This window comes from Snodgrassella sp. M0110 (genome assembly GCF_016101465.1).
GTDB lineage: Bacteria > Pseudomonadota > Gammaproteobacteria > Burkholderiales > Neisseriaceae > Snodgrassella > Snodgrassella alvi.
The window spans coordinates 30,166-41,044 of record NZ_JACFQM010000013.1 but is presented as its reverse complement, the minus strand read 5'-3'; the positions used below and the strand labels follow the sequence as shown (position 1 = coordinate 41,044).

The 10,879-nt window shown below is 42.6% G+C and carries 11 protein-coding genes; 3 read left to right on the top strand and 8 right to left on the bottom strand.

Annotated elements, in window-relative coordinates; all coding sequences use genetic code 11:
* Positions 1-194: 194 nt before the first annotated feature.
* The 8 genes from trmL to H3T84_RS11420 all read right to left on the bottom strand — a co-directional run bounded on the left by trmL (position 195) and on the right by H3T84_RS11420 (position 7,575).
* A complete protein-coding gene (gene trmL / locus H3T84_RS11455; RefSeq protein ID WP_198219196.1) occupies positions 195-677 on the bottom strand; it encodes a tRNA (uridine(34)/cytosine(34)/5-carboxymethylaminomethyluridine(34)-2'-O)-methyltransferase TrmL in 483 nt (160 codons plus the stop codon).
* 194 nt (positions 678-871) lie between these two features.
* Complete coding sequence (locus H3T84_RS11450; protein ID WP_198219194.1) at positions 872-1,279, bottom strand: hypothetical protein; 408 nt, start codon at positions 1,277-1,279, stop codon at positions 872-874.
* Positions 1,225-2,547 carry a phosphatase PAP2/dual specificity phosphatase family protein gene (locus H3T84_RS11445; protein WP_198219192.1) on the bottom strand — a complete coding sequence of 441 codons (1,323 nt, stop codon included), beginning with the start codon at positions 2,545-2,547 and terminating at the stop codon, positions 1,225-1,227. The genes H3T84_RS11450 and H3T84_RS11445 overlap by 55 nt, the downstream gene beginning before the upstream one ends.
* Positions 2,544-4,304, bottom strand: coding sequence for a bifunctional alpha/beta hydrolase/class I SAM-dependent methyltransferase (locus tag H3T84_RS11440; protein ID WP_198219190.1), 1,761 nt, complete (start codon positions 4,302-4,304; stop codon positions 2,544-2,546). Before H3T84_RS11440 ends, H3T84_RS11445 begins: the two co-directional genes overlap by 4 nt.
* The gene (locus H3T84_RS11435; protein ID WP_198219188.1) at positions 4,297-4,887 is read right to left on the bottom strand and encodes a 1-acyl-sn-glycerol-3-phosphate acyltransferase; all 591 of its coding nucleotides are present in this window, start codon (positions 4,885-4,887) and stop codon (positions 4,297-4,299) included. The genes H3T84_RS11440 and H3T84_RS11435 overlap by 8 nt, the downstream gene beginning before the upstream one ends.
* A 57-nt stretch (positions 4,888-4,944) precedes the next feature.
* Complete coding sequence (locus tag H3T84_RS11430; RefSeq protein WP_198219186.1) at positions 4,945-5,859, bottom strand: phosphatidate cytidylyltransferase; 915 nt, start codon at positions 5,857-5,859, stop codon at positions 4,945-4,947.
* 1 nt (position 5,860) lies between these two features.
* Positions 5,861-6,460: a CDP-alcohol phosphatidyltransferase family protein gene (locus H3T84_RS11425; protein WP_198219184.1), complete on the bottom strand. Its 600-nt coding sequence runs from the start codon at positions 6,458-6,460 to the stop codon at positions 5,861-5,863.
* A gap of 284 nt (positions 6,461-6,744) precedes the next feature.
* Complete coding sequence (locus tag H3T84_RS11420; protein ID WP_198219182.1) at positions 6,745-7,575, bottom strand: MetQ/NlpA family ABC transporter substrate-binding protein; 831 nt, start codon at positions 7,573-7,575, stop codon at positions 6,745-6,747.
* Between the two features lie 133 nt (positions 7,576-7,708).
* Between H3T84_RS11420 and dinG the strand changes: the two genes are divergently transcribed.
* The 3 genes from dinG (at position 7,709) to rpsI (ending at position 10,816) form a co-directional block, all read left to right on the top strand.
* Positions 7,709-9,841: an ATP-dependent DNA helicase DinG gene (gene dinG / locus H3T84_RS11415; protein ID WP_198219180.1), complete on the top strand. Its 2,133-nt coding sequence runs from the start codon at positions 7,709-7,711 to the stop codon at positions 9,839-9,841.
* A gap of 144 nt (positions 9,842-9,985) precedes the next feature.
* The gene (gene rplM / locus H3T84_RS11410) at positions 9,986-10,414 is read left to right on the top strand and encodes a 50S ribosomal protein L13 (RefSeq protein WP_025329931.1); all 429 of its coding nucleotides are present in this window, start codon (positions 9,986-9,988) and stop codon (positions 10,412-10,414) included.
* A gap of 9 nt (positions 10,415-10,423) precedes the next feature.
* Complete coding sequence (gene rpsI, locus H3T84_RS11405; protein ID WP_025329932.1) at positions 10,424-10,816, top strand: 30S ribosomal protein S9; 393 nt, start codon at positions 10,424-10,426, stop codon at positions 10,814-10,816.
* Positions 10,817-10,879 lie beyond the last annotated feature (63 nt).

Here is a 10,879-nt window from a genome sequence, read left to right as displayed (position 1 = left end):
CCCATCCCGAACAGGACCGTGAAACGACCTAGCGCCGATGATAGTATGGATCGCCCATGTGAAAGTAGGACACCGCCAGACTCCCCATAGAAGAACCCGGTTGATCAGTCAGCCGGGTTTCTTACTTTAATACTGAGAAGTACCACAGAAGAAAAAACAATAACGCAGCAGCCATATGGCTGCTGTTGCTGTATCTAGGTTAGAGAGGGGAAGGACTGCTGACGCAGCGCTTCGTAGAGGACGATGGCGGCGGCATTGGATAGGTTTAGTGAGCGGATGTGCTCTGATTGCGGAATACGCAGACATTGCTCGGCGCGTGCTTGTGCGAATGCCTGGGGCAGTCCGGTGGTTTCGCGACCGAAGAGAAAGTAGATTTGCTGATTGCGGTCGCTGTAGTCGAACTGAGTGTAGTTGCGTGTGCCGTAGGTTTCTATCAGGTAGACCTGTGCATTAGTTTGGGTTTCAGTCATACTGATGAATGCTTCCAGACTATCATGATAATGAATATCTACATGAGGCCAGTAATCCAGACCAGCACGCTTAAGCATCTTGTCATCTGTAGAAAAACCTAATGGATGGATTAAATGCAGGCTGGTATGTGTGCCCGCACAAGTGCGGGCGATATTGCCGGTATTAGCAGGAATTTGGGGTTGATACAGAGCTATGTGCAGACTCATCTGATTAGTTTTTTATTGATACAAAAAAGACGATTAGTATAATCTATATTGAAAATTTAAGTGACTACTGCTTTGAATAAAGAAAGTGACAGATGTATCGCTTATTCGCTTAACTGTTTATGTATAAAAAATTTCTATACCATTTTAATTTAACATAAATTAATCTTATTTTTATCATTAAATCTATAGATATTTCATTTAAACACTAAAGTAATAATCCAGATTAGCCAGAGCAGAGCACAGCTTATTAAGGAATATTTGAGTTGCTTCAGTGCTCCCTGATATCTTTGTTCCAAAGTAAAATCTTGCAGTTTTTGTTTTTGCCAAATAGAAGTAAGAATAATACCAGCCTGCCGGTTATTTTCCTGAGTGAGTTCAGAAATATAATAATTATCCAGCCATAGCCGCCAGCATTGATAAATAACTATACCGGCACCAGCTGTGATCAGTGAACGTATTAAGCAGGCAGATGCGCAAAATATTGCCCATAATAAAGGTATTAATGCCATCAATAACAAAAAGCGCCAGCTTGCTAATGTGTGGTTGACTAACACCTTACTAAGTTCATGTTCATTGGATTCTGGGTTATGTTGATATGCCATTGCTCAAGAAGTTCCATATGTTTGGAGCCTAGTACAATTTGCGGGCGTTGTTGCTGCACAAATGTACAGGCCTGTTCTACGGTTTTAAAATCATCAAAAGCCAGCAGCCATGCTACTACTACAATGGCACTACGTGATAGTCCCAATGAGCAATGGATTAAAACACTATTGTGCTGTATACGTAATTTTTCTAATTCACTGACAGCTTGTTGCAATTGCATCATACTGGGACAAACCAGATCCAGCATAGGTATACATGTATACACGCGATTATATGAAGATTGGGCGCGTGGAAATTCGAATGTTAAATCCAGAATGGCTTTTTGTTTAACACTGCTGCAAGGATAACTACCCATAAAAATGTGCTCATTGATTGGGCTGATAGCAGGAATTTTACGGGTATACAGCCATCTGGAAATAGTCATCAGACATCGCCAGGGAAATAACAGAATATAAGTAGCCGCTGAATATTTACCATGCTGTGATTTATATATTGTATTAACACCAAAATGATATGAACAACTGACAATAAATAAAGATAATGCCAGCCATAATAACCACGGAGTAGAATAAATTCCAAAACATAAGCACACAAGCGCTGCTGTTGCATAATACTTAGTCAGCTTTTTTGACTGTGTACACGGTATATGAATATGGGTTTTTGGTATTTTTTTAACCGGTATTAGCCAGTCAATAAACATACTAATAGCTACGCCGATGATTACATTAATAAAATGATGCTGCCATGTCGTCAATACAGAAATACCAATTAACAGAAACCAGCAATGAATCAGCCAGCGCAGACGTTTAGGAGTATGTTGTAAAAAGTGTTGCCACAGCAGCCAGCTTAGGATGATATAGAGTATTGAAGATTGATTATAAGATAAATTAAACTGCTCCAGCTGATTAAACCACCAGCCGGTAAAACCTTCAACTTTGGGACGGATAAAGCTAAAACGAAGAGGAAATAGTAAAAAACTGATACAGGCTATTGTAGAAGCTAATACTAACCGGCAGGCCTGACGAGTCTGTTCAGATACAGAGCGACACAAAAATAAAGATATACTATAGAGCAAAGCTAGACTACAGTAAGGAATAATAGTGAGCGGAATAAATGGGATGTATTGTTCCCAGCTATATACCACACTATTAATATCAGCTCGTGTGGCAGTAAACTGATTAACCAGTTCATACGTTACCAAGAAAAACGGCGCCAGAATGATTAACCAGCCTACTGCCAAACAGTTTAATTGACTGCGCAACTTCATGATGCACGGCGAATTGCCATGGATACGCTGAAAATCCCCCATTCATCAATAATTTGTGCACATTTATCAAAACCGGCTGCACTTACCAGAGCATCCATTTCACCTTGCGAACGATTACGCATAATCCACGGCTGACCCTGACGATGGCTGGTTAAAGACCATGCAATGGTTTTCAATTGTGGGTGCCAGGGTTGATTTGTGTAAATCAGGATACCACCGGCAGGGATAGCTGCTGCTAAACCATTTAGTGAATTGCGTAACAGAGAGTTATCCGGAAAAAGTTCATACAGTCCGGAAACAATACCAAGTGTAGGCTGAGGTGTAAGTGCTGCGAGTTGTTCCAGATTGAAGGCATCACCAATTTCAAATCGCGCTTTATTGCTTAAACCATAATCAGCAATCATCTGCTGACCTTTGCTGACATTAAGTTCACTGTAGTCGCGTAATAAAATTTCTTCAACTACATTGATATTGGATAATGCTTCAATGACATACCTACCATGACCGGCAGCAATATCAACAACCCGAACCGGAAGATTTTCTTCCTGTAGTTTTGATACAGCTTGTTTAATCATATATTCCAGATTAATTTTGCGTTGCCGGATACCTCGCCAGCCAATGCTATTGAGATAGGCTTTGTCAAATTGTTTTCCTAGCCAGTTTTGACCCTGAGGCTGATTCTGATAAACATAATCCAGTGTACTGCCGGAATCAAAGCCAGTTTCACAACCCAGTTTAATGCCATTAGAAAGTTTACCAAGGGTTGTCATACCTTTATGTAAGGCACGATAACTAAAGGCACTGAAAGAAAGCGGAACCGGTCCGCCGCTTAATTCACGCCAGTTATCTGCACTCGGGCTCCAGCGATCTTCATGCTGATAATTAAAAGCGGCTACTGGCTGCTGATATAAGGTATCGATAAAGCTACGAATTTTTGTAAAAGCTTTTTCTCGGTTAAGTTCGCCCAATGTGTCGTGATAAAAACCGGGCAGAATGTGCATTTCTTTGAGCGGATTGCGAATACGCTGATAGAAATCCAGTTGTGGTTGCCTGTGCACTACATAATCCTGACCGGATATCAGCAGTTGCGTAGGTAAAGTAATAGCAGCAGCATCTTCAATGACGCGGTCGGCTGTACGGTATAAATCCAGTAAAATATTTACTGCAATTGCACGGGTAATCAGTGGATCATTATTAAAACTGTTAACACGTTCAGGATCATGGGTCAGATACTTGCCTTTGACATAGGAATTAACAAAGAACAGACCTTTCACATATTGTCCGAAACTAAGCAATGGCCGGGCAAACGGCACGTACAGTTTTACTTTAAATGCAGGAGAGGCTAATACAAGTCCGCGAATTTTCGGGGCGTAATCATGTGCCCATGTTGCTGCCAGTACTGCTCCCACACTCTGGGCAATCACTATGATATTCGAAAGGGGAGTTTGGCTGTCTGCGCCAACAAAATGCATAAATTCATCCACATCCTGTACAGAACGAGCCAGAGACGGGCTGTAACCGCGAGGGCCGGGAGAGTGGCCATGCCCGCGGGCATCCCATGCATAAAAATCCGTATCCGGCATGTTCAGCTCATCGACAATGTGCTGCAAACGACCAGAATGTTCATGTCCGCGGTGAAACAATACAATAACTTTACATATTGTGCCGGAGGTAATTGCAGGCCAGTGTCGATAAAATAATTCTTGTTTATCGCTGGTATAAAATGTACTTTCTTTTGCTTGGCGTTGTTCAGTCATCAGAATCTCTTTTCGTATATTGCGGACGCAATGCGAGTAAATTATTTAATAAATCTGCTTTAAACTGGTCCTTATCCGGCTGGTAATACATGGCACTGCCAATATTAATGTCTATGAATAGAGGCAGCGGAATACGATTACCTTTAGCCATAATCTGTTCAGTTCCCTGTAGCCATACCGGAATGATGGGTACAGTTGGCATAGCAGCACTTAAATACCAGATACCTGATTTGAGCGGTTGCATTTTTCCGGGTTCGCCACGAGAGCCTTCTGGAAATAGGATAAGGATTTTGTTTTGACGTAAGGCTTCTTCACAGCCCTGAAGCGGATTGTTCTGACCGCCATTCTGACGGTTAACCGGAATAATGTTGAGAATATTAATTGCAAACCAGGCCAGCCATTTATTACTCAGAAAGTAATCTGCTGCAGCTACCGGATGAATCTGATTTTGCTGTAAAGGTGAGTATAGACCCATCAGTGCAAATACATCCATGTGGCTATTATGATTAGCAACAATGATTGCTGGACCCTGTTTAGGCAGATTGTGATGCTGATGAATACGCAAACCCAGCCAAAAACGCATAAACGGCCATTCTATACATAATGCAAATAAGGGTTTGAGTAATGATTTAAGCATGATTTAGTAGTAAAAATAACGAACGAAATGAAAAAATACCGGTGCAGTAAAAATCAATGAGTCCAGACGATCGAGAATACCTCCGTGACCGGGTAATATCGTGCCGCTGTCTTTAATACCAATATCTCTCTTGATTGCAGACATGACAATATCACCACAGAATCCGCTTACACTGATGATCAGACCGGCAAGTAAGGACATTTCCCAGCTCAGTGGTGTCAGTATAGGACCCAGCAGCACGGCTGCAATTGTCGTGCTGGCTATGCCGCCAAGTAGTCCGGCCAGAGTTTTGTTCGGGCTGACTTTAGGTGTTATTTTGATTTTACCCAGAGATTTACCCCACAAATATTGAGTAATATCATTGAATTCTGTTAAACCCACAAGGAACAGTACCAATAGTGCACCAGTTTGCTGATGATCATTCGGCAGTACCAGCAAACTGGCAACATGGCTGAAAGCAAATACAGTGGTCATCAAACCCCACTGCAATTGAGACACTGTACGCAGAAAATGTTTGGTATCACCAGCAATGACCATTCGTGCCGGTAAAAACAGGAACATATATACCGGAATAAATATAATAAAAAAACCGTACCAGTTACTGCCTATTAACCAGTAATTAATCGGAATAGTGATAAACATCCACAGGATAGGCATACGGTCTGCATGGCGTGCCGGTACCAGCGTTAAATATTCTTTTAACGCCATGAAGCTGACCAGAGCAAAAAAACATATCCCTAACCAGGATGGACTGATTAATGCCAGAGAAAACAGTATAATAATAATCCACCACGTTCGAATACGCAGTGTGAGTTCATGCCAGTCTTTATCTGGTTTCAGGCACACTAATAAGCCATTGATAACTGTAGCCAGTAATAAAAGGCTGAAAATAACCAGTAAGGATTTTTGCAACAGCATATCAGTGTTCTCCGGTCAGCGCACTGCGACAACGGTTAACACAAGTCCAGACCAGTAAGACAATTGATACACACCACAGCAGATTGTTCCATGATGTTAATTCTGGCCAGATAGCCAGTAATAAAGACCATGTACCGAAAATCAGGGCGCGATCACTTTTACCCATGGGACCCGCATAGCTGCGGATGCCATTGATTGTTTGTGCAAGAATGCCGCAGAATTCCGTAAGGACTGCACAGAAGAGCATTAGCATTACCACAGTTGTATTACTGCCCGGTAACAGAATGAACGGCACATACAAGGCAATATCGGATAAGACATCGCCCAATTCATTTAAGACAGCACCAAGCCGGCTTTGCTGATTACATTCACGAGCGAGCATGCCATCCAGTGCATTGAGCGCCATTCTGATAAACAATGTAATCGGTAGCAGCCAGAATAATCCCGGATGCGGAAAAATGCCCAGTATGACACCGATTAATACAGAAAGACCAATTGCAGAAAGGGTAATGTGGTTTGCTGTAACGCCTTTTCGATACAGCCAGAACATGAGCGGGCGTAATAATTTTTGAAAAGCAGGTTTGATACTGTAGAGAGTCATGCTTATATAAATAAGTTATGTAATTTCTCTATTATAAAATGTATTCAAAATTGTTGTTTTGTTATTTTTATTAAAGATGTTAGGCTGTTGTGCCGATTTGTTACGCCATACTGCAAAACACCCGTTAATAAATATTACAGTGCGGGGTTTATTTTCAGTGTTTTGATTAATAATTAGTGAACTGCTAATACGTTTTTAAATTTTTACTGTTAGGTGATGAGTTTATAGATGGATTACCGGTAATGCGTGGTAGTATTACCGGCAATTTTCAGGATGTAATAGGTTTATTCACCTTGTGGCAGTGCCCACATCTGATTTTGATTGTATTTCTGCATAAATTGTTTAAATTCTGGTGATTGATAGGCTGCTTTTAAGTCTTTTGCCCACTGAGTATCTTTATTTTTTTCATTAATGGTAACCACCATTTCCATTTCCGGAATTACTTTTTCACGAAGTACGGCTTTTTTCGGATCAAGTTTAGACTGGTAAGCTATTCCACCGGAGGCGAAACCGAAATCTACTTCACCCAGTGTGCGCGGAATCATGACTGAATCCATTTCTTTAATTTTCAATTGTTTTGGATTACTGACAATGTCTCTGGATGTTGCCAGAATCGGGTTAGTACCGGATTTGAGCTGAATGAAATGATTATCGGTCAGAATGCGCAATGCACGCGAAGTATTGGCCGGATCACTGGGAATCAGCACAGTAGCACCATTGGGTGCCTGCTGAAAGGATGCGTATTTGTCTGAGTAAATAGCAGCCGGTATGGTAGGGATATGCACCAGAGGATACAGATGTGTACCTTTTTCACGGTTAAAGACATTAAGATAGGCGGTATGCTGATCCAGATTAAAATCAACCTGACCGTTATTAACAGATTGATTATTCACTTCCAGCGTGGAAAAATTCATGGTTTTAATGGTGTAGCCCTGTTTTTCCAGAATAGGTTTAATGCCTTGTTCAAATACTGTGCTGTAAGGCATAGCAGAGGCACCAAAAACCAGCTCTTTTTTGGTCGTACTGTCTGCTGTGGAATCTTGCTGAGTTTTAGAGCAGGCAATAAGACCTGTTGTCACGAGACAGAATAAAACGAAATAGATAATTTTGTTCATAATGTGCCTGCTAAAAATTTAATATGGAATTTAAGTATATAATTGGAATTAGTTTGTAAATATACTGATTTTAAATAACTTTACTACTAAAAAGAATATGGGTTTATGCTATTTACCTATTGTTTGAATTGTTATGCTTACTGATTTAGAAAAAAACGCCATACGTGATCATTACCAAAGTATTGCCAGAAGTTTGCCTAATTTCCGGCCCCGGCAGGCACAGCGGGAAATGATTGCAGCTGTTGCCAATGCATTTTCACGCACTCAGCAACAGCAGGATGGTGAGGATGCACCGGAGCGCAATGGTGAGTCTATCGTTGTAGTAGAGGGGCCGACAGGAGTGGGTAAAAGTCTGGCATATTTACTTGCCGGCGGAATTATGGCGCAGACGCGCGGCAAAATACTGGTAGTAAGCAGTGCGACTGTTGCCTTGCAGGAACAACTGGTCGGGCGTGATTTACCGTTTGTAGTCAGACACAGCGGACTGAGTCTTAGTTTTGCTCTGGCTAAAGGACGCGGACGTTATTTATGTCCCTATAAACTGTATCAATTAACCCAATTAAACGCACAGGACAGTTTGCAGGGTTTTGAACCACAAATGGTACTCTGGGAGCGGAAGCCTAAAAAAGAAGAATTGGCAGTATTGCGTAATATGGCAGATCAGTTTGCTGCCCGTACTTTTAATGGAGACCGGGATACATGGCCGGAACAAATTGACGACGGTTTATGGCAGAAAGTAACTAATGATCGCCATGGTTGTTTGAAATCCGGGTGCCCGAACCGCGCCGAGTGTCCTTTTTTTCTGGCGCGGGAGACGCTGGAAACGGTGAATGTTGTGGTAGCCAATCATGATTTACTGCTGGCTGATATCGGCATGGGCGGTGGTGTAATTTTGCCGGCACCGGCCAACAGTTTTTATTGTATCGATGAAGCGCACCATTTACCGCATAAAGCTTTACAGCAATTTGCGGCTGAACATAGTTTGAATCAGACATTATGGTTTTTAGACCGGATTGGTAATATTGTAGATAAAGTAGCTGGTGTGCTGGATAAAAGTGAACTTGCAGTGCTGGCTGTTGAAGCTGCATCAGGTTTGCAGGAAAGTTTGCAGGAATGGCTGATTTGTCTGGCTGATGAACCCAGTCTGGCAGTACAGGACGGTATCGAAGAAAGCAGCTGGCTGTGGCCGGATGGTGAAATACCATTGAGTTTGAATATGCTGGTAAATAATACCGCTATCGCCGCACGAATGCTGCTGAAACATTTAAATGGTATGAATGAGGCATTATCTGCCTCTAGACGAGATAAGAATAAGGATAGCAGCCTGCTTGATCAACTCAGTACTGATTTGGGCATGCTGCTGGCGCGAACTGAACAGGTCGTGGATGTATGGGATTTAATGTCCACGGAAAAAGTTGAAGGCGAAGCACCACTGGCTAAATGGATTACTCGGATAGCTAAAGATAAGGTTGACTACAACTTTCATGCCTCTCCAATTACCAGTGCCAGTAAGCTGGCCAGTGGTTTGTGGCGGCGGGCGGCGGGGGCATTGCTGACCTCGGCCACATTACGCTCACTGGGTACATTTGATTTACTGTTAAAGCAAACAGGCCTGAGCTGGCTGCCTGATACTACTATGCTGGCACTGGACAGCCCGTTTCATTTTGCAGAACAGGGTGAGCTGTATATACCGGCACTGGCAGCCAGCCCGAAAGATGCGGCAGCGCATAGCAGCGAAATTGTTAATTGGCTGCCGAAGCTAATTAATGAAAGCGAACCTATTGGGACGCTGGTATTATTTTCTTCACGGCGGCAAATGCAGGAGGTCGCGCTGAAATTGCCGGACAGTCATTTGCCCTTATTGCTGGTGCAGGGAGAAATACCTAAACAGATATTATTAGAGCGCCATCATGAGGCAATTGCTGCCGGTCGTCCAAGTATTATTTTCGGTCTGGACAGTTTCGCTGAAGGTCTGGATTTACCCGGTGAGATGTGTGTGCAGGTCATTATTGCCAAGTTGCCGTTTGCTATGCCGGATAATCCGATTGAGAAAACCCGCAATCAATGGATAGAGGCACGCGGCGGTAACCCGTTTATGGAAATTACTGTGCCGGAAGCCAGTATCAAGCTGATTCAGGCCGTAGGGCGGCTGATTCGGACTGAAACAGATTACGGCCGGGTTACTATTCTGGATAATCGTATTCTGACTGCGCGATATGGTAAACAGTTACTGGCGTGTTTACCACCTTTCAAACGTATCGGCTGAATATGACTACAGATGTAATCATCAATGCAACTGTATCCTGCTCAGTACAGGGAAATTGTCATACAAACCCTGTACAGCAATTGACAATCAATTGATTAATCTTTAATATTAGAAGCTTTCGTATATTTATCTGGATTAGCTTTTATGAAAACCTTTTCAGCTAAGCCCCATGAGGTGAAGCGCGATTGGTATGTGGTTGATGCTCAAGACAAAGTTCTGGGTCGTCTGGCTGCTGAAATCGCCCGCCGTCTGCGTGGCAAACATAAGCCAGAATACACGCCACATGTTGATACTGGTGATTACATTATTGTAATTAACGCTGACAAACTGCGTGTGACTGGTCAGAAACAGACTGACAAAAAATACTATCGCCACTCAGGTTTTCCTGGTGGTATTTATGAGCGCACTTTTGCTGAAATGCAAAACCAGTTTCCTGGCCGTGCGCTGGAAAAAGCCGTTAAAGGTATGTTACCTAAAGGCCCGTTGGGCTATGCCATGATTAAAAAACTGAAAGTATATGCTACTGCAGAACATGGCCATGCTGCTCAACAACCTAAAGTTTTGGATATCTAAGGACACGCAATGAACGGTAAATATTACTACGGCACGGGTCGCCGCAAAAGTTCAGTGGCTCGTGTTTTCCTGCAAAAGGGTAGCGGTCAGATTATTGTAAATGGTCGTCCGCTGGATGAATTTTTTGGTCGCGAAACCGGTCGCATGATTGTTCGTCAGCCTCTGGTACTGACTGAAAATCTGGAAGCTTTCGATATTAAAGTAAATGTTGTAGGTGGCGGTGAAACCGGTCAGTCTGGTGCGATTCGTCATGGCATTACCCGTGCACTGATTGACTACGATGCAGCTCTGAAACCAACTCTGTCTGCTGCTGGTCTGGTTACTCGTGATGCACGTGAAGTTGAACGTAAAAAATTCGGTCTGCGCAAAGCACGCCGTGCAAAACAGTTCTCAAAACGTTAATCTGTATTGCCACTACCAAAACAGTTTATATATTCAAAAAAGAGCCTTTATTGGCTCTTTTTT

Bases quoted from the DNA above. Each gene is read 5' to 3' on its own strand.
- trmL (WP_198219196.1), bottom strand. From the start codon at position 677: ATGAGTCTGCACATAGCTCTGTATCAACCCCAAATTCCTGCTAATACC.
- H3T84_RS11450 (WP_198219194.1), bottom strand. From the start codon at position 1,279: ATGGCATATCAACATAACCCAGAATCCAATGAACATGAACTTAGTAAG.
- H3T84_RS11445 (WP_198219192.1), bottom strand. From the start codon at position 2,547: ATGAAGTTGCGCAGTCAATTAAACTGTTTGGCAGTAGGCTGGTTAATC.
- H3T84_RS11440 (WP_198219190.1), bottom strand. From the start codon at position 4,304: ATGACTGAACAACGCCAAGCAAAAGAAAGTACATTTTATACCAGCGAT.
- H3T84_RS11435 (WP_198219188.1), bottom strand. From the start codon at position 4,887: ATGCGTTTTTGGCTGGGTTTGCGTATTCATCAGCATCACAATCTGCCT.
- H3T84_RS11430 (WP_198219186.1), bottom strand. From the start codon at position 5,859: ATGCTGTTGCAAAAATCCTTACTGGTTATTTTCAGCCTTTTATTACTG.
- H3T84_RS11425 (WP_198219184.1), bottom strand. From the start codon at position 6,460: ATGACTCTCTACAGTATCAAACCTGCTTTTCAAAAATTATTACGCCCG.
- H3T84_RS11420 (WP_198219182.1), bottom strand. From the start codon at position 7,575: ATGAACAAAATTATCTATTTCGTTTTATTCTGTCTCGTGACAACAGGT.
- dinG (WP_198219180.1), top strand. From the start codon at position 7,709: ATGCTTACTGATTTAGAAAAAAACGCCATACGTGATCATTACCAAAGT.
- rplM (WP_025329931.1), top strand. From the start codon at position 9,986: ATGAAAACCTTTTCAGCTAAGCCCCATGAGGTGAAGCGCGATTGGTAT.
- rpsI (WP_025329932.1), top strand. From the start codon at position 10,424: ATGAACGGTAAATATTACTACGGCACGGGTCGCCGCAAAAGTTCAGTG.